Source organism: Arthrobacter sp. 05T423, assembly GCF_056396245.1.
Genome location: NZ_JBFTLC010000005.1, coordinates 196,587 through 214,900, shown reverse-complemented (window position 1 = coordinate 214,900; position 18,314 = coordinate 196,587). Strand labels below are relative to the sequence as shown.

Below are 18,314 nucleotides of genomic sequence, written 5' to 3'. Positions count from 1 at the left end.
CCTCGGGGCGGCCCGCAAGCTGCCAAAGCTCCAAGGATCCCCAAGTCATGGACGCAAGTTTCGTTAATATCGCAATCGTGGTGGTCTACCTGGCCGCCATGCTGGCCTTCGGCTGGTGGGGCAAGTCCCGCACCAAGAACAACAGCGACTTCCTAGTGGCCGGCCGTCGCCTGGGGCCGTTCCTCTACACCGGAACCATGGCAGCCGTGGTTCTCGGCGGCGCTTCCACCGTCGGCGGCGTCGGCCTGGGCTACAAGTTCGGCATCTCGGGCATGTGGCTCGTGGTGGCCATTGGAGCCGGCGTCCTGCTGCTGAGCCTGCTTTTCGCCGGAACCATCCAGAAGCTGAAGATCTACACCGTGTCCCAGATGCTATCGCTGCGCTACGGCAGCCAGGCCACCCGGACATCCGGCATCATCATGCTCGCGTACACCCTGATGCTGTGCGCCACCTCCACGAGCGCGTACGCCACCATCTTTGTGGTCCTGTTCGGCTGGGACCGTGCGCTGGCCATCGCGATCGGCGGCGCCATCGTGCTGGTGTACTCGACCATCGGCGGCATGTGGTCAATCACCCTCGCCGACCAGGTCCAGTTCGTCATCAAGACCGTGGGCATCTTCGTCCTTATGCTGCCCTTCACGCTCAACGCAGCCGGGGGCATGGACGGCATCCGCAGCCGGGTGGACGCCAGCTTCTTCCAGATCGACGGCATCGGCGTGCAGACGATCATCACCTACTTCGTCGTCTACACCCTGGGCCTGCTGATCGGCCAGGACATCTGGCAGCGTGTGTTCACCGCCAAGACGCCCACGGTTGCGCGGTGGGGAGGCGCCACTGCCGGCGTCTATTGCATTATGTATGGCGCAGCAGGAGCCATGATCGGCCTCGCCGCACGCGTGGCGCTGCCGGCCATCGACGTCGCCACTGCAGGCAAGGACGTGGTCTACGCCGAGGTGGCCCAGAACCTGCTGCCCGTCGGCATCGGCGGCCTGGTCCTCGCCGCCGCCGTCGCCGCCATGATGTCCACCGCTTCGGGCGCGCTGATCGCTGCCGCCACCGTGGCGCGTGCGGACGTGCTGCCGTTCGTCGCCGGCTGGTTCGGCAAGACCGTCAACACGGACGACTCCGACAACCCCGAGCACGACGTCAAGGCCAACCGCATGTGGGTCCTCGGGCTGGGTATCGTGGCCATCCTGATCGCCATCATCACCAAGGACGTCGTCGCGGCCCTCACCATCGCCTACGACATCCTGGTGGGCGGCCTCCTCGTGGCCATTCTTGGCGGACTCGTCTGGAAGCGCGGCACAGGCATCGCTGCCGCGGCGTCCATGGGGGTCGGCTCCGTGGTAACGCTCGGGACCATGATCGTCCTGGAGATCAATGCCAAGGCACCGCTGGACGGCGTCTTTGCCAACGAGCCGATCTATTACGGCCTGCTTTCCTCTGCCGTGGTCTACGTCGCTGTGTCGCTGCTGACCAGGCCCACGGACCCCGCGGTCATGGATCGCTGGTACCGCCGGGTGGCCGGCAGGGAAACCGAGGAAGTGCCGGTTTCGGCGGCTGCCCGGTGAGCTTCCCTGTGAGCTGCTGCCGGCAGCTTTAGCAACAACGCACGACGACGGCGGTGCCTTCCAGCACGAGGAGGCACCGCCGTCGTGGTTTAAGGAGTTGGGCCGAAGCAGGAGGGAAAGGTTCAGGGATGAAACGGACGTTTAGGCTTCGTAGCCTTCCCCTTCGCGGAACTCGTCGTCCGCGTCCAGCGGAACAACCCGTTCATCGTCGTCCACTGCCTCGGAGTTGGCGGGAACAACCCTCTCCTCGGAATCGAGGAATTCGTCTTCCGCGTCCCAGTCCTCGTCCACCGTCGCGTCCTCGGCGAAGTCGTAGGCGGGATCAGACTCGATGGTGTTGCGGGTGTCCGGCTCGGGGTGCGATCCGTTGGTGTTCATCAGGCAGACCTCCGTGTGGTTGGACTTCCGTACCCGCCGTCGGCGGGGCACATTTTCATCAGATCACCGCCGGTGCAGGCGGTCAAGGGCGGGCTCGCAGGCCGGCCGCGGTCCCTCCGCGGGCGCAGTTATTGAGGTCTCCCTAAACTTCCGGCTGAGGTTTACCGGCCGAAAATCCGCGGAATTGCGGGGTAAGCTGGGCGGTGCAATGGGGCCGCACCATGTCCCATCGAGCCCAGGAGTTCCCGTGTCTCAGCACGCAAAATCTGACCCGCATGCCACCGGCAAACCGCATCCCGCGTCGCCCGCCTCAGGCAACGGTGCTGCACACCGTCCGGAGCCCACATCCCTTCCGGAGCCCACCGGCGCGGACATCAAGCGCTGGCGCCAGTATCTCGCCGACGAACGGGCCGAGGCTGCCGTCTACCGTGACCTCGCCCAGAACCGAACCGGCGAAGAACGCGCCATCCTCCTGGCCCTCGCCGAAGCCGAAGGCCGCCACGAGGCGCACTGGCTGAAGCTGCTGGGCGAGCACGCGGGCAAACCGCGGCACGCCTCCTTCCGCAGCCGCCTCCTGGGCTTTCTCGCCCGGCACTTTGGGTCCGTATTTGTGCTCGCCTTGGCGCAGCGGGCCGAGGGCCGCTCCCCGTACACCAAGGAACCGTCGGCCACTCCCGCAATGGCGGCCGACGAACAGATCCACGAGGAAGTGGTCCGCGGCCTGGCAACGCGCGGCCGCAACCGGTTGGCCGGCACGTTCCGCGCCGCCGTCTTCGGAGCCAACGACGGCCTGGTCAGCAACCTCTCACTGGTCATGGGCATGGCCGCCACGGGCGTTGGCACCGGCGTGGTCCTGCTCAGCGGCATCTCCGGGCTCCTGGCCGGCGCGTTCTCCATGGGCGCCGGCGAATTCGTGTCCGTCCGTTCCCAGCGTGAGCTGCTGGCTGCGACCCGCCCCACCCAGGTGACACTCGTGGCGGCACCCCAACTGGACATCGAACACAACGAACTCCTGCTGGTCTACCTGGCCCGCGGCATGTCCCGGGAGGCAGCAGAACACCGCGTGGCCGAGCGCATGGGCCTCTTCACGTGCGACTGCGATCCAAGCCTCTCGCTCCATCCCGAGCTGCCCGAGACCGAGGACGAGCACGAAGCTGTGGGCACGGCCTGGGGCGCCGCGCTCTCGAGTTTCTGTTTCTTTGCCTCTGGCGCAATCGTGCCCGTCATTCCTTTCCTTTTCGGCATGACCGGAATGGGCGCCCTCATCGCGGCGGCGGTCCTGGTGGGTATCGCCCTGCTGGCCACCGGCGGCACCGTTGGCCTGCTGTCCGGCACCTCGCCGCTGACCCGGGGCCTTCGGCAGCTCGCCATCGGGCTGGGGGCGGCCGGTGTCACCTACCTCCTGGGCATGGCGTTCGGCGCGGTCATCGCCTGAGCTGTGATCGCCTGATGGGTTTGGCGTCCGGCGCTGTGGCTGCTGGGGCCGTGGCTGCCGGTGCCGTGGTTGCCTGACTCCCCGGCAGGTTTCATGGCGGGGCGGGCGGAGCTGTACAGTGAGCCTGTTTGCCTAGTGCTTGCTTGATGAGTGCTTTGTTTTGCCTGTTGCTTGTTTGATGCGTGCCTAGTTTTCCTGGCGCTTCTTTTGCTTTGTGATTGTTTGCCGGCGCCTGATCCCCTGATGGAGGCGACGCGGCAGGGGAATGCCGTGAAAGGGGCGCAGTGGAGGGTCAAGACCCCGGGTCCAGTCAACCCCGGCACCGGCACCAGCCGCGCCACTCGGGTCCGGCCACCGCAGCGGCCAGGTTTATCCGCCGCCTCATTGTGCTCGCCGCCCTCGGTTGTGCGGCGTTCCTCGCGGCGGCCATGGCGTACGGGGACCCCCGTTTCGCGGGTGTGCTGAACTTCCGCCTTGGTTCCGGGGAGCAGGCCGAGTCGCGGCAGGATGAGGCCCGGCCGGATGAGTCCGGGCAGGACCCTGCCGGGCAAGATCAGAGCGGGCAGGACCCTGCCGGGCAAAATCAGAGCGCGCCGGACGGTGGGGCCGGCACGTCCGCGGACTCAGGCCGCGCCGTCGGCGCACCTCCGCCGGGCTTCGAGGAAGCGGCCACTCCCCTGGGCTCGCCGCAGCCGCCTCCGGAGCCCAGCGACTCGTACAGGTTCCTGGCCGTGAACAGCGACGGCTCCCCCGTGGGCTACTCGCCGTGCCGTCCGCTGCATTATGTGGTGAATGCCGGTCTGGCGCCGGAGGGGGCTGCGGGCGTGGTTCCGCTGGCAATCCGGGCCATCTCCAAAGCCACCGGCATCCAGTTTGTCAACGACGGCGCCACCGATGAGCAGCCCTCGGACCAGCGCGCCCCCTACCAGCCCGGCACCTACGGCGAGCGATGGGCGCCGCTCCTCATCAGCTGGACCACGCCGGACGCGGTGCCCAAGCTCAGCGGCAAGGTCATCGGGACCGGCGGCAGCACGCACTACAGCTACGGGAACGGGCCCAAGAGTTTTGTCACGGGGAGCCTGGAGCTGGATGCGCCGCAGATGGCCGCGGAACTGGAACGCCCGGACGGCACCGCCTACGCCACCGCCGTCATCCTGCATGAACTGGGCCACGTGATGGGTTTGGAGCACGTAAACGACCCCGTGCAGCTCATGTACCCGGAGATCGGTGCCCCCGACGGCCTGGCCGCCGGCGACCTGAACGGCCTGTATCAGCTGGGCAAGGCCCCCTGCCGCAAGGACCTGTAGGCAGGATTGCCGCCCGGGGGTTCATCCGCTGAGGACGGCGAGCGCCTCGTCCACCGTGTCCACCAGGAAGATCCGCTGCTCCATCGCCCGGCCGGCAGCGAGGCTTTGCAGCATGGGCCAGGCCGGAAACCGCCGCTCCCAGTGTTCGCGGCCCACCAGCACCATAGGCGTCATGGTTTCCGGTGCGCCGTAGTAGTTCTCGCAGGCGTCCTGGAAGATCTCCTGCACGGTACCCGCTGCACCGGGCAGGAACACGATCCCCCCGTTGCAGACCTCAAGCAGAATGGCCTCGCGGACGGCGTTGGCAAAGTACTTGGCGATGTGGGTGGCGAAATAGTTGGGCGGTTCGTGGCCGTAGAACCAGGTGGGAATGCCCAGGGATGGGGTCCCGCCCGGAAAGCGTCCGACGGCGGCTGCCGCAGCGCGTGCCCAGGCAGACACCGAGGGGCGGAAGCCAGGGACGGCCGCCAGTTCACGGAGCACGTCCTGGAAATCATCGTCGCTGGCCGTGCTGAGGTAGGCACCCAGGTTGGCGGCCTCCATCGCCCCGGGTCCGCCGCCGGTAGCCACCAGGTGACCCTTGCGGGCCAGGAGCCGGCCCAGAGCGGCAGCGGCGGCGAAGCCGCCGGTCCCCCGCTGCAGGGCATGGCCTCCCATGACGCCGACAATGGAACGGCCCCCGCTGTTGAGGCTGCGGACGAATTCCTCCAGGGCATCACCGACGGCGTGGTCGTGCAGGGATGCGGCGAGGGTGGAATCGAGGCGGTTGCGCTGGCCGGGGCGGATGCTCCATTGGTAGACCAGGGCGTCGGGGGTTTTCTCATACGGCTCATCGACGATGCCCGAGTACAGCTCTTGCGGGGTGTAGAGCCCGGCCCTGTACGGGTTAAATGGAACGCCGGTGAGCCGCGGAAAGATCAGGGCGCCCCGGCTGCGGAGTAAAGCCTCCACGCCCGGGTCGAACGTGCAGCCCAGGAAAATCGCACCCTCCGCGTCCAGGGCAGCCAGGGCAGTGCCCCGTCCCCGGAGGTCAAGGGACTGCGCGTGCCAGCCGTGCATCGCCCTGGCCCCGGCGCCCACCAGCCGGTCGAACCTGGCGACGCTGTCCACTTCAAGGGTCCGCGGGCTGGGGTTCAGGCTGCCGGAGGGGTTCATGATGCCCAGCCTAGTGCGGTGTCCTGCCACGCAGCCGGAGCGAACGGAGCCACCCGGGTAGCAGCTGTGCGTTGCCAGCGATGGGAAGGCCCACAACTGCTACCCGGTTGAAAGGAACGTGGCAACAACCGGGCTCAGGAGACCTGGAGGCCGCCGTTGATGTCGTAGGTGGCGGCGGTGATGTAGCCCGAGTCAGCACCGAGCAGGAAGGAGATCAGCGCAGCCACTTCCTCGCGGGTGCCCACGCGGCCCATCATGATGCCCTCGGACATCTGGGCCTTGCGCTCCTCGGTCAGCGTGCCACCCATGATGTCGGTGTCGATCGGGCCCGGGGCAATCGCGTTTACGGTCACACCGAACTCTCCCACCTCGCGGGCCAGGGCCCGGGTGAAGCCGATGATGCCGGCCTTGGAGGCGCTGTAGGCCACCTTGGAGTAGGTGCCGCCGCCGCGCTGGGCGGAGATGGAGGAGATGCTCACGATGCGGCCCACCTTGCGCTCGATCATGCCCTTGAGCACCCGCTGGGACACAACGAACGTGCCGCGCATGTTGATGGCGAAGACCTTGTCCCACTCGGCAACGGTGGTTTCCATGAAGGGGGTCGGGGAGCTGATGCCGGCCAGGTTGGCGAGCGCCACGATCGGCGGCAACGATCCCTCGACTTCGGTGATCGCCCGGTCCACGGATGCTTGGTCGGAGACGTCGGCGCCAACGCCGATCGCCTTCACGGCACGGTTGGCTCCGATCTCCGCTGCGGCGGCCTTCGCGTCCTCGGCGTTGATGTCCAGGATCGCGATGGACCAGCCTTCGCCGGCCATGCGGTCAGCCGCTGCGCGGCCGATGCCGCGGGCGGACGCCGCGCCGGTCAGTACAACGGTGCGTTCTGCGGGGAAGGGGGTGGTTGAGCTCATTGCTGGTATTCCTTCGTGTGGTTCTCGGACGGGTCTTTAGCGGTTCGGAACGTCTGGGCTGGCCTTGACTGCTGGTTCCAGCGCCGCATCGCCTTCGGGGCGCCTGCGGGCATAGAGGTAGGTGGCCACAGCAGTGACGCACAGGCAGAAGGAGAGGAACAGCAGGCCGCTCTGGTTGTTGCCGGTGGCGTCCTTCAGCAGGCCGACGGCGTACGGGGCCACGAAGCCGCCGAGGTTGCCCAGCGAGTTGACCATCGCAAGGCCGGACGCCGCTGCTGCGCCGGTAAGGGCGGCGGACGGCATGGACAGGAACGGGGCAATGGCTCCGTAGATGCCCATGGCCGAGACGGTCAGGGCGGTGAGCGCCAGGACAGGGTTGACCGGGAGGAGGTAGCCGGCGGCCAGGAGCCCCACGCCGGCCAGGACCATGCTGACGGCCGTGTGCCAGGCGCGCTTTCCGGTCCTGTCGGCGCGCCTGCTCCAGAAGTAGACGAAGACCGCGGCGATGGCGTAGGGAACCAGGACAATGAATCCGACCTCGGCGGTGGAGAACTTGCCCAGGGCGGCGACGATGGTGGGGAGCCACAGGCCCAGGCCATAGATGCCGCAGACGAGGCCAAAATACAACGACGAGTAGACGAGGGTGCGCTTGTCCTTGAGGCCGGCCAGGAAGTTGTGATTGCCGCCCTTGGACTTGGCTGCGAGTTCGGCGTCCATGGTGGTGGCCAGCCATTCGCGTTCGTCGGCGTTGAGCCACTTTGCATCCCGCGGGCGGTCCGTCATGAGGATGGGGGTCAGCAGGCCGAGCAGGATTGCGGGAATGCCTTCGACAATGTACAGCCACTGCCAGCCTTGCAGGCCGAGGACGCCGTCCATCTGGAGCAAGAGGCCCGAGACGGGTGCGCCGAGGGCGTTGGAGACGGGCTGGGCGAGGATGAAGATGCCCAGGACGGTGACGCGCTGCGCGGCGGGGAACCACAGCGTCAGGTAGAAGAGGATGGCAGGGAAGAATCCGGCTTCGGCGGCTCCGAGCAGGAACCGGACGATGAAGTAAGTGCTTTCGCCGTTCACCAGGGCCATCGCTGTGGCGAAGAGGCCCCAGGTGATGAGGATGCGTGCCAGCCATTTTCGGGCGCCGAACTTGTACATGCCGGCGTTGCTGGGCACTTCCAGGAGGGCGTAACCCAGGAAGAAGATACCTGCGCCAAGGCCGTAGGCAGCGGCCGTCAGGCCGATGTCCTCGCTCATGGTCAGTTTGGCGAACCCTACGTTGTTGCGGTCAAGGTACGCGACGAAGTAGAGGAGAACGATCAGCGGCATGACGCGGCGGCGGACTTTGCGGAGCGTGCGGTCTCCAAGCTCGCCGAGTCCGGAGGACTTTGTGGTTAATGAAGTCATCATCGACCTTCTGTCTGTCGGTTCCCGGACCGGCGGCTTCGCGGGCGGGAATCGGAGTTTGTCTTTGTGGGGCTCTGTCCGCTTGGGGGCAAATATCTGGTTTATCTGATGTCAGACATCTGACGGAGGAGCATGACCAAAAGCATAGGAGGGTGACGAGCGTTACGTCAAGATGAAATAGGTGGCCCCAGCAAAAACCGGCCCAGCAAAAGGCGGAAGTGGTAGACCGGGGAGGCTAGGAGGGCTGGCCGTGAACGTAGCGCTCGTAGTCCTCGAAGGTCTGGTCCATGTGCTCGTCCATGGCCTTGCGGGCCAGCTCGGAGTCGCCGGTGAGGATGCTGTCCAGCACGCGCTGATGGAAGGCGATGGCGTGGCGCTGGATCTCCTCGATGGCCGAGGTCTCGCGGCGGGCACGGTAGAGGGACTGGCCCAGCTGGGCCAGCAGGGCACGGACAAACGGGTTGCCGGAGGCCTTCAACACGGTGTCGTGGAAGGCGATGTCCGCCGCCACGAACCCGTCAAGGTCACCGGCCTGGTGATGGCGCTTCATCTCCGCGATAGAGGCCTGCATCTCCTCGGCGTGCTCTGGAGTGTGGCGGCGGGCGGCGAGCGCTGCGGCGCCGGTTTCCACCATGCGCCGAACCTCGATGAGGCCGCGGGAAACCTGGTCGTCCGCGTTGCCGTGCGACGCAGCCTTGATGATGGCGTCGAGGCCGGTCCAGTTGTCTGCAGGATTCACAAACGTGCCGCGGCCGGCTTTGACGTACAGGATGTTCTGCGCCCGGAGTGCCTTCAGCGCTTCGCGGGCGGTCAGCCGGCTGACGTCGTGGGCCCTGGCGATGTCGGCTTCCGGCGGCAGTGCGTCGTGCGGCTTCAGCCTGCCGTCGAGTATGTCGTCCAGCAAACCGTCGACGAGGTCGTCAACAAGTGTTCTGCGCCCCATCGACTGCCCTACTTTCGCCTTGCCTAATGCTCCCAACACTACCCACACCGGGGCAGACCCGGTAAAACGCGCCCAAAGCGCGTCAGCCTGCGGCCTGCGCGCCCGTAACGTACGAATCCAGCCGGGTGAGCGTCCTGTCGATATTCGCCGGATGGCGGTCCAGATAGCCGGCAAGCCGGAGCAGGAACTTGCCGCGGACCTGCCGTGCATCCCACTGTTCGGTCACCAGTGTTCCGGTCACGCCGCTGCTGTCCGTGGCCGGTTCCAGGAGATAACGCCACACATGTCCGTAGAAGTGGTGCCAGCCGATCCGGCGGCCCTCCTCGAACTCGATGACGGTGTTGAGGATGCGGTAATCGACCTTGACGGTCATCTCCATGCCGAACCTGGCGCCCGGACCGAGCCGCCGCGGGCCGCGCGGCTGTGCACCCTTAACGGTGCCTGAACCGTCGATCACGCTGTGCAGCGCCGGAGTGGCCAGGACTTCGAAGATCCGGTCCGGCGGGGCCGCAACGAAGCGCTCCCGGGACACCAGATAGCGGTTTTTCATCCCGCCAGCCTAACCGCTCACTTTTGGGGCAGAATTTGAGGATGCAGAATTCAACGCGGAATTCAGGAACAGTGCAGAACACAGACGCAGAGCAGAGCACAGAACCAGTCCAGAACCAGGACGCGGCCCGGAGTGCGGCGCCGGGCGAAGTGCGCCGGCCGCGGATCGGCATCCCCGTTCGGCTGAGCAGCTCGGCAGATCCGGACCCGCGGGTGGCGAAGGCCAACACCCTCTTCGGCTGCATCGTCAGCCTCATCCGCGACGTCGGCGGGGAGCCGGTGCTGCTCACCCCTGAGTCGGTCCAGGGTGCCGTGGCCGGGAGCGGCGCGGCCCACAGCCTGACGGCCGATGGCGGGCCTTCCGGCCGCGTTGCGGCGCCGGGCGCGCCCACCAGCGGAACGCCCGACGGCGGAGCACCCGACGGCGTTAAGGCGCCCGACGCGCCCGAGGCGCTTGACGGCGTCGTACTTCCCGGCGGCGGAGACGTTGACCCGCACATCTACGGCGAGGAGCCGGGGCCGGCCCTCTACGACGTCAACACGGAGCAGGACCGGCTGGACTTCGCCGTGGCGCGGCGGGCGCTCGACGCCGGCACGCCGGTGCTGGGAATCTGCCGCGGGCACCAGCTGCTCAATGTGCTGTACGGCGGGACGCTGGTCCAGGACATGACGCCGGGTACCGTGCCGCACCGCCAGATCCCGGCAGCGGCCAGCAGGCCCTGGGTCTGGCACGAGGTGACGATCACCCCGGGATCCAAGGTGGCGAAGATGTATGCCGGCGTCGATAATCCGGAAGGCGGCGGGACAAGTTCTGCAGCCGGGGGTGATGCAGCCACGGGTGATACAGCCGCCGTCGAGGTTAAGATCGCGTCCGGGCACCATCAGGCCGTCGACCGCGTGGCGCCGGGGCTGCTGGTGACCGCAGTGGCGGACGATGGAACAGTAGAGGCGCTGGAGGATCCCGAGCGGTGGGTCGCGTCGGTGCAGTGGCATCCAGAGGCCCTCGAATTGCCAGAGGAGCAGCGGCTTGCCCCGTTCCGGGTGTTCGTGGAGGCTTGCCGCACTCCCTGACTGCCTGCGCTCCCTGACGGCCTGCGCTCCCTGACGGCCGGATTCCGTGGCTGCCGCGTTCCTTGACTGGCCGCGGCTCCCTGCTATGATCAAAAAACAGAGTATGTCCTATCAAACGGACATGGACTGACATACGGGTTTCCTGGACGCAGGAACCCGCAGCACAAAGGGAGCACTCAATGGCGAACCGACTACACCTCAGCATCGACCGCTCGTCGCCGGTGCCGCTGTACCACCAGGTCGTCCAGGGCATTGAAGCTGCCATCCATACCGGCCTGCTGGAACCCGGCAGCCGGCTGGAGAACGAGATTGACCTCGCCGCCCAGCTGAACCTCTCGCGCCCCACCATGCGCAAGGCCATGGACGAATTGGTCCGCTCCGGGCTGCTCGTCCGCAAGCGAGGCGTCGGCACACAGGTGGTGTCGAGCCAGGTTCGCCGCCCCCTTGAGCTGTCCAGCCTGTATGACGACCTGACCAACAACGGCAGCAAGCCCACCACCGAGGTGCTCACCTTTGCGCACGTCGAGGCCGACGCCGCCACCCGGGAAGCACTGCACCTCGCTGCCGGTGCGAAGGTCTACCACTTCACCAGGCTCCGGAAGGTGGGCGGCAAGCCGCTGGCCCTGATGGAGAACTGGGTGCGCGACGACATCACGCACATCGACGAGGACCTGCTGAAGACGCAGGGCCTCTACAGCATCCTGCGCAGCGGTGGCGTGAACTTCCGGCTAGCCACGCAGCGCATCGGCGCCATGGTGGCCAACGACTACCAGGCTCCGCTCCTTGAGACCGAGTCCGGTTCCGCGCTGGTCACCATGGAACGCACCGCCGTCGATGACACGGGGCGGAACGTGGAGACAGGACACCACGTCTACCGCGCAGACTCCTACAGCTTCGAAATGACACTGGTTCAGCGCTAGGGCAGGTCAGCGCCAGAGCTTCCGGAGTAAGAGCCAGCGTAGGAGGGGCGTCCGCCTCCCCCTGCGCCGGGCCGGGCTGCGCCGCACCGACCACCGTACATCGAAAGGGACACGAACTTATGGCCGACTGGGTATACCCCTTGGGCAGTGCAGCCGAAGGCTGCTGGGACGTTTCGCTGGGAACGTCCGACTCGAAAATAGCCGTGGAAGGCTGGGAACACACGGGGCTGAAGGTGGCCACGCTGGCCCCGGGTGCCGCCGTCGAGCTTCCCCCTGCGCAGGAGGAAAGGATCGTCATCCCCCTGAGCGGAGCCTTCACGGCGACCGTTGACGGGCTGGACTATCCCCTTGCCGGGCGGCGCAGCGTCTTCAGCGGCCCCACCGACGTGCTGTACTCCGGAACGGACAAGGCGGTCACGGTCACGTCGTCCGACGGCGGGCGGGTTGCCATTGCGACGGCGCCCGCCAAGGTCCAGTATCCCACCCGCCTGATCACCGCGGCAGAGACGCCGGTGGAGCTGCGCGGAGCCGGGAACTGCTCGCGCCAGGTCCACAACTTCGGCACCCCGGCCGCGCTGGAAGCCGACCGCTTCATCGTGTGCGAGGTTCTCACGCCCGCCGGCAACTGGTCCTCCTACCCTCCCCACAAGCATGACGAGGAGAAGGACGGCGAGACCCGGCTCGAGGAGATCTACTATTTCGAGACGCGGGTGGCTGACATCCCCGGAGCCACCGGCCCGGGCGAGAATGCTGACGCCATCGGCTACCAGCGGGTCTACGCCTCCGACCACCGCCCCATCGATGTTGCAGCCGAAGTCCGCACCGGCGATGTGGTGCTGGTCCCCTACGGCTGGCACGGCCCGGCCATGGCCGCACCCGGCTACGACATGTATTACCTCAACGTCATGGCCGGACCCGGCCGCGTGCGCGACTGGCTCATCAGCGATGACCCGCACCACGGCTGGGTCCGCCAGACCTGGGACAGCCAGAACCTGGACCCCCGGCTGCCGTTCGGGGCGTAGCAGGCGCACTGCCGGCCTGTTCTGCACGCGCACGCCATCGGGCTGGCGCGGGGCTAACGGACGGAAACGGGTCCGACGCCGGCCGGTTCAGCCTGGATTGAACCGGCCGCCTCCGTCTCCCCGCTTGTTTGGGACTCAACAGTTTGGGGCCTGACAGTTGCCTCTGCAGCGATGGCCCGGCGTTTGCTTGCCCTTGCCCCGGCGGCAGCGCCGGCCATCACCAAAAGGCCCAGAACGGTGATCCCGGCCCCCGCCCAGATGGGAGAGGTGTAGCCCAGGCCGGCAGTGATGGTCACACCACCGAGCCAGGCGCCGAGCGCGTTGCCCACGTTGAAGGCTCCGATATTGGCTCCGGAAGCCAGTGTGGGCGCCTTCGCCGCGTACTTCATGACGCGCATCTGCAGGCCGGGGACCGTCGCGAAGCCGAAGCCGCCCAGAAGCAGCAGCGAGGCGATGGTGAGCACCTGGTTGTCGGCGCTCAGGGCGAAAACCACCAGCACCACAACGAGGACCGAGAGCACCGACAGCAGGGTGCGGTCGACGTCGCGGTCGGCCGCCCTGCCGCCAATGGTGTTGCCGATAAACAGGCCCACGCCGAAGACAATCAGCAGCCATGGCACGGTGGAGGCGGCGAATCCGGAAACCTCCGTCAGAGTGAAGGCGATGTAGGTGAAGGCACCGAACATGCCGCCGTAGCCGAGGATGGTCACCAGGATGGAGAGCCACACCTGGCCGGAGCGGAAGGCGCGCAATTCGCTGCGCAGGCCGCCCGGGACGGCCTCGCCGCTCCCGGCCTTGGGCACCAGTGCCAGGATGCCGGCCAGCGCCAGCACGCCGATGCCCGTGATGGCCCAGAAGGTGGAACGCCATCCTGCGGCCTGGCCCAGCAGGGTGCCGAGCGGAACCCCCAGGACGTTAGCGGCTGTGAGGCCGGTGAACATGATGGCGATGGCGGCGGCCTTCTTGGTCGGGGCGACCATGCCTGCTGCCGCCACCGCCCCGATGCCGAAGAAAGCCCCGTGTGCGAGGGCGGCAACCACCCGCCCCGCCATCATCGCCCAGTAGTCGGGGGCGATGGCAGACAGCAGATTGCCGGCGATGAAAAGCACCAGCAGCAGGGCCAGCACGGGCTTGCGTGGGAACCGGGACACTGCCGCGGTGAGTCCCAGCGCCCCCGCCACGACGGCAAGGGCATAGCCGGAGATGAACCAACCGGCGGAGGCTTCGCTCACCTGGAAGTCCGCGGCCACTTCGGGGAGCAGCCCCATGATGACGAATTCGGTGAGTCCGATGCCGAACCCGCCGAGGGCTAGTGCTATCAGGCCAACAGGCATGGATGTGCTCCTTCGGAACTGTACTGAAAGGGGAGCGCGGCGTAAGGTAATACTTGCAGACGCGCTATTTATTACTATGTAAGCAATTGTTGCATAAGCAAATATAGCGCGCAAGCAACTATCTTGTCCGGCGCCCGTGTTTGGGACGGCCGGCGAACCGAAGGAGGAGAGCATGGGCATCAAGGACGACGCCGTCGAGGTGCGTGCGCAGGGGTGGCGCACCTTGGCGGCCCTGCACGGGCTGATCGAGGCGGAGCTGGAACGGTCGCTCCAGGGGCAGGCGCAGCTTTCCGTCGTCGAATACACCGTGCTGGATGCTCTTAGCCGGCAGGACGGGTGGCACATGCGCATGCAGCAGCTGGCGCGGGCCACCGCTCTCAGCGCCAGCGCGACCACGCGCCTGGTGAACCGACTGGAGGACCGCGGCCTGCTGACCCGCATCCTGTGCGCGGACGACCGCCGCGGCATCTATACCGAGCTCACCGGCAGCGGAAGCAAGCTGCTGGCAGAAGCGCGGCCGGTCCATGACGCCACGCTGGAGCGGACCCTCGCCGAAGCGCAGCAGGTGCCGGAGCTGGCACCCCTGGTGGACGCCCTCCCCCGCCTCCACGCCGGCGTGTAGCTCGGGCGCATAGAGACGCAACGACACGGGCAACGCCGGGGGGTGTCGGAATTAGCGCGCGGGGTACCTGCCCCCGGCGGCGCGCTGGCCGCCGTCGACCGTCGCCTCTTTAGGTGTTGCCGACCACCCTTCATTAGGAGTTTTTGTCCAGATAATGCCCCCTCGAGGCCTTCGAGAGGGCATTATCTGGACAAAAACTCCGGAGTGGGACGGGCTTAGTGCACCCGAGTTCCCGCCTCGACGGGGGTGCCTGCTCCGACGGCAGGCTCGTCTGCCGCGGGCTCGTCTGCCGCGGGCTCGCCGGCCTGCTGCTTGAAGAAGTGTTCCAGATCCTCAAGGCTTTTGTCCTTGGTCTCGGGAATGTACCTCGCAGCGAAAAGGATGGCTCCGACACCGAGGACGGCGAACACGAAGAATGTGCTCGAGATGCCCACCGCGGCGAGCAGCTGGGGAAAGCCGAAGCCGATCAGGAAGTTGACGATCCAGAGCACGAAGGCGGATGCACCCATGCCCAGGCCGCGCAGCTTCAGCGGGAAGATCTCCGAGAGCATGAGCCAGGTGACCGGTGATATGGCTCCCTGCTGGAAGGCGAGGAAGGTGACGGTCAGCGCCAGGATCACGTAGCCGCGGCCGGTGCCTTCGGGCAGGATCAGCGAGAACAGGCCGATCAACAGCAGCGCCGAGGTGGTTCCGATCTGGCCGGTGATGAGCATCCGGCGGCGCCCCACCTTGCCGAGGAGCCAGATTCCCGCGAAGGTGGCCAGCACAGAGATGACACCGTTGGCGATGTTGGCGCTGAGGGCAGCCTCCCGGCCGAAGCCGGCATCCGCCAGGATCTGCGTGCCGTAGTACATGATGGAGTTCACGCCGGTGATCTGCTGGATCACGGCAAGGCCGATGCCCACAAAGAAGACCCGCCGCAGCCAGGGAACCTGAAGGTCCTTCCAGGAGCCCATTTTGGACTTGTAGTCCTCCACGGCCATGGCCTTGACTTCCTCGAACTCCGCCGCCGCCTCGGCCTTGGACCGGATGCGCTGGAGCACGCCGAGCGCCTCGCCGAAGCTGCCCATCGAGGCGAGCCATCGCGGGCTTTCGGGCATGAAGTTCATGCCGATCCACAGGGCAATGGCCGGGAGCGTGGCAATCACCAGCATCCAGCGCCAGATGCCCCCGGCCTCGCCAAAGGTGTTGCCGAGGTAGGCATTGAAGATGAAGGCGAGCAACTGGCCGGTGACGATCATGAGCTCGTTCTGCGTCACGATCCGGCCGCGCCGGGCCGACGGCGACACCTCCGCGAGGTACACCGGCACCGTCACGGACGCGCCGCCCACAGCCAGGCCCAGGATGAACCGGGCCGCCACCATGAATTCGGTGCTGGGGGCCAGGGTGCAGGAGAGCGTGCCGATCAGGAAGACGACGGCCAGGACCATGATCATCTTTCGGCGGCCGTTCCGGTCCGCCAGCCGCCCGCCAAAGAGCGCACCGAAGGCGGCACCGAACAGCAGCGACGACGTCACCATGCCTTCCGCCAGCGGGGTCAGGCCCAGATCTGCCTGCATGTAGGGCAGGGCGCCGTTGATGACGCCGGTGTCGTAGCCAAAGAGCAGGCCACCGAACGTGGAAATGATGGTGACTGTGCGGAGCGCCCGCTGGTGCTTTAAGTCGGCCTTGCCCGAAGGCGCGGCTGTCATACGCTGACCTTCTGCACGTACTGCTTCATGGTGTCCAGCTGGAAGCGGGAAACCTCCTCGGCGTTGTCGTCTTCGGCGAAGACGCTTGACACCATCACGGTGTCGTCTCGGTCCAGGAACCCGATTTCCTTCAGCCCGCCAAAGAACTCGTCCCAGTTCACGTCGCCGTCGCCGATCTTCAGGTGCTGGTGCACCCGGACGGCGTTGCCCGGCGGGTTGGTGATGTAGCGCAGTCCGTGCGAGGCGTGGTGGTCCATGGTGTCGGCGACGTGGACCAGGCGGAGCCTGTCCCCCGCCGCGCGCATGATGTCCAGCGGCGAATTCTTCATGTGGAAGCTGTGGGAGGCCACGTAGACCATTCCGACGTTCTTGGAGTTCAGGCCGCGGATGACGCGGATCGCGGCCAGGCCTTCCTCCACGAAGTCGTCCGGGTGCGGGTCGATGAGCAGGTCAATGCCTTCTCGCTCGATGATGGGGAGCAGTTCCTCCATGGACCGGTAGAACGCGCGCTCGGATTCCTCGGCGAGCTCCGGCCGGCCGCTGAACTCGGTGTTCATGGTGCTCACGCCCAGGTCCACGGCGATCTGGATGGCGCGCTTCCAGTAGCGCACTGCTGCCTCACGGGCGTCCTCGTCCGGACCGGACCAGCGCAGCACAGGCAGGATTGACGCGAGTTCGATCCCGGCGTCGGCACAGGCCTTCTTCAGCTGGCCCACCAGTTCGTCGTCGGCCTTGGGGTGGTTGTAGAAGGGGATGAAATCCGGGTGCGGCGTCATCTGCATGTACTTGTAGCCGAGGTCGGCCACCACCTTGGGGAACTCCAGCAGGCTGTGGCTGTGGTGGAAGGGGGTGGGATCGAGGGCGATTTTCACGAAGAACACTCCATTGTGGAAAGAGTCGGGCAACGAACGGAGTTTTTGTCCAGATAATGCAACCTTGAGGGCCTCGAAGGCGCATTATCTGGACAAAAACTCCAGGTGCAGTGTGGGCCTAGCTGTAGAGGGCAGGCTTGGCGTTCAGCTTCACGGCAACCTTCTCGCCGTTCTTCTGGGCTTCCACGCCGGCCTCGCAGCAGGCGGCCGTGGCGTAGCCGTCCCAGGCGCTGGGTCCGCCAATTTCGCCGCGGAGCGCGGCGTCGACCCAGGCCTGGATTTCGACGTCGTACGCGGCGCCGAAGCGCTCCTCGAAGCCGGGCGTGATCTTGCCGCCCCAGCGGCCGTTGCTGCGGAGGTACGGGCCGCCGTCGGCGCCGATGCTCACAATGCCGTCCTCGAAGGAGGCCTGGGTGGCCACTTCGTAGCCGAACTTGGCGTTCACATAGATTTCGACGTCGGCCAGGACGCCGGACTCGGTTTCGATCAGGACGTGCTGGGGATCGTGCTGGCCGGCCGGTGCGTTCTTGGTGGCCTTACCGAGGCGGACCTGGACGGAGGTGATCTCTTCGCCGGTGAAGAAGCGGATGGCGTCGAACTCGTGGACCACGGAGTCATTGATGAGCATCTCGTTGGTGAAGCCCGCCGGGGTGCTCGGGTTGCGGTGCTGGTGGTGCAACATCAGCAGTTCGCCGAGCTCGCCATCCCGGATGACCGAGCCGAGGGCGGCGTATTCGGCGTCGAACCGGCGCATGAAGCCCACCTGGATCCGCTTGCGGCCCAGCTTCTCCTCGGCCTCGACGATCTTCCATGACGACTCGGCATCCGGCGTCAGCGGCTTCTCGCACAGGATGGGAATGTCCTTGGCGATCGCCTTGAGCAGGATCTCCTCGTGCAGGAAGCCGGGCGTGGCGATGAGGACGGCATTGACGTCGCCGTTGTTCAGCGCCTCCTCGGCGTCGGCCAAGGCAACGGCTCCGGGGATGCCCGCGACGGCGGCCTGTGCACGGGCGAGGTCAACGTCGACGACGGCGGCAACTTCAGCGCCGTGGATACGCTTGCTGAGGCGCTGGATGTGGTCCGCGCCCATGCGGCCGGCGCCGATAACGGCGACGCGAAGGGTTTCAGTCATTGG

The 18,314-nt window shown here is 66.6% G+C and carries 17 protein-coding genes; 7 read left to right on the top strand and 10 right to left on the bottom strand.

The genetic code is table 11. From position 1 onward, the window contains the following. Positions 1-47 precede the first annotated feature (47 nt). Positions 48-1,571 carry a sodium:solute symporter family protein gene (locus tag AC1DFE_RS06695; protein WP_476905118.1) on the top strand — a complete coding sequence of 508 codons (1,524 nt, stop codon included), beginning with the start codon at positions 48-50 and terminating at the stop codon, positions 1,569-1,571. 141 nt (positions 1,572-1,712) lie between these two features. On the opposite strand, the gene AC1DFE_RS06690 is transcribed toward AC1DFE_RS06695, so the two are convergent. Then, entirely contained in the window at positions 1,713-1,949 is a 237-nt protein-coding gene (locus AC1DFE_RS06690; protein WP_476905117.1) for a hypothetical protein, read from the bottom strand. 247 nt (positions 1,950-2,196) lie between these two features. Between AC1DFE_RS06690 and AC1DFE_RS06685 the strand changes: the two genes are divergently transcribed. Then, positions 2,197-3,384, top strand: coding sequence for a VIT1/CCC1 transporter family protein (locus tag AC1DFE_RS06685; RefSeq protein WP_476905116.1), 1,188 nt, complete (start codon positions 2,197-2,199; stop codon positions 3,382-3,384). Positions 3,385-3,668: 284 nt separating this feature from the next. After that, a complete protein-coding gene (locus AC1DFE_RS06680) occupies positions 3,669-4,691 on the top strand; it encodes a matrixin family metalloprotease (RefSeq protein WP_476905115.1) in 1,023 nt (340 codons plus the stop codon). Between the two features lie 21 nt (positions 4,692-4,712). Here AC1DFE_RS06680 and AC1DFE_RS06675 read toward each other — a convergent pair whose 3' ends face one another. The 5 genes from AC1DFE_RS06675 to AC1DFE_RS06655 all read right to left on the bottom strand — a co-directional run bounded on the left by AC1DFE_RS06675 (position 4,713) and on the right by AC1DFE_RS06655 (position 9,648). After that, on the bottom strand, positions 4,713-5,846 hold the full coding sequence (locus tag AC1DFE_RS06675) for an LOG family protein (RefSeq protein WP_476905114.1): 1,134 nt from the start codon (positions 5,844-5,846) through the stop codon (positions 4,713-4,715). A gap of 134 nt (positions 5,847-5,980) precedes the next feature. After that, a complete protein-coding gene (locus tag AC1DFE_RS06670) occupies positions 5,981-6,757 on the bottom strand; it encodes an SDR family NAD(P)-dependent oxidoreductase (protein WP_476905113.1) in 777 nt (258 codons plus the stop codon). A 36-nt stretch (positions 6,758-6,793) separates the two neighbouring features. Next, entirely contained in the window at positions 6,794-8,158 is a 1,365-nt protein-coding gene (locus AC1DFE_RS06665; RefSeq protein ID WP_476905112.1) for an MFS transporter, read from the bottom strand. A 232-nt stretch (positions 8,159-8,390) separates the two neighbouring features. Beyond that, positions 8,391-9,098 carry a FadR/GntR family transcriptional regulator gene (locus AC1DFE_RS06660; RefSeq protein WP_476905111.1) on the bottom strand — a complete coding sequence of 236 codons (708 nt, stop codon included), beginning with the start codon at positions 9,096-9,098 and terminating at the stop codon, positions 8,391-8,393. An 82-nt stretch (positions 9,099-9,180) separates the two neighbouring features. Beyond that, the gene (locus AC1DFE_RS06655) at positions 9,181-9,648 is read right to left on the bottom strand and encodes an SRPBCC family protein (protein ID WP_476905110.1); all 468 of its coding nucleotides are present in this window, start codon (positions 9,646-9,648) and stop codon (positions 9,181-9,183) included. Between the two features lie 41 nt (positions 9,649-9,689). Between AC1DFE_RS06655 and AC1DFE_RS06650 the strand changes: the two genes are divergently transcribed. The 3 genes from AC1DFE_RS06650 to iolB all read left to right on the top strand — a co-directional run bounded on the left by AC1DFE_RS06650 (position 9,690) and on the right by iolB (position 12,660). Next, positions 9,690-10,718 (top strand): gamma-glutamyl-gamma-aminobutyrate hydrolase family protein, encoded by a 1,029-nt coding sequence (locus AC1DFE_RS06650; RefSeq protein ID WP_476905109.1) that lies wholly within the window; start codon positions 9,690-9,692, stop codon positions 10,716-10,718. 179 nt (positions 10,719-10,897) lie between these two features. After that, entirely contained in the window at positions 10,898-11,638 is a 741-nt protein-coding gene (locus tag AC1DFE_RS06645; RefSeq protein ID WP_476905108.1) for a GntR family transcriptional regulator, read from the top strand. A gap of 119 nt (positions 11,639-11,757) precedes the next feature. Continuing rightward, on the top strand, positions 11,758-12,660 hold the full coding sequence (gene iolB, locus AC1DFE_RS06640; RefSeq protein ID WP_476905107.1) for a 5-deoxy-glucuronate isomerase: 903 nt from the start codon (positions 11,758-11,760) through the stop codon (positions 12,658-12,660). A gap of 53 nt (positions 12,661-12,713) precedes the next feature. On the opposite strand, the gene AC1DFE_RS06635 is transcribed toward iolB, so the two are convergent. After that, a complete protein-coding gene (locus tag AC1DFE_RS06635; protein WP_476905106.1) occupies positions 12,714-13,994 on the bottom strand; it encodes an MFS transporter in 1,281 nt (426 codons plus the stop codon). Between the two features lie 172 nt (positions 13,995-14,166). Here AC1DFE_RS06635 and AC1DFE_RS06630 point away from each other — a divergent pair, with 172 nt between their 5' ends. Beyond that, complete coding sequence (locus tag AC1DFE_RS06630) at positions 14,167-14,616, top strand: MarR family winged helix-turn-helix transcriptional regulator (protein ID WP_476905105.1); 450 nt, start codon at positions 14,167-14,169, stop codon at positions 14,614-14,616. Positions 14,617-14,831: 215 nt separating this feature from the next. On the opposite strand, the gene AC1DFE_RS06625 is transcribed toward AC1DFE_RS06630, so the two are convergent. The 3 genes from AC1DFE_RS06625 to AC1DFE_RS06615 form a co-directional block, all read right to left on the bottom strand. Next, positions 14,832-16,307, bottom strand: coding sequence for a sugar porter family MFS transporter (locus AC1DFE_RS06625; protein ID WP_476905104.1), 1,476 nt, complete (start codon positions 16,305-16,307; stop codon positions 14,832-14,834). Beyond that, positions 16,304-17,179, bottom strand: a complete 876-nt coding sequence (locus tag AC1DFE_RS06620; protein WP_476905103.1) for a sugar phosphate isomerase/epimerase family protein — start codon at positions 17,177-17,179, stop codon at positions 16,304-16,306. The genes AC1DFE_RS06625 and AC1DFE_RS06620 overlap by 4 nt, the downstream gene beginning before the upstream one ends. 118 nt (positions 17,180-17,297) lie before the next feature. Then, a complete protein-coding gene (locus AC1DFE_RS06615; protein WP_476905102.1) occupies positions 17,298-18,311 on the bottom strand; it encodes a Gfo/Idh/MocA family protein in 1,014 nt (337 codons plus the stop codon). Positions 18,312-18,314 lie beyond the last annotated feature (3 nt).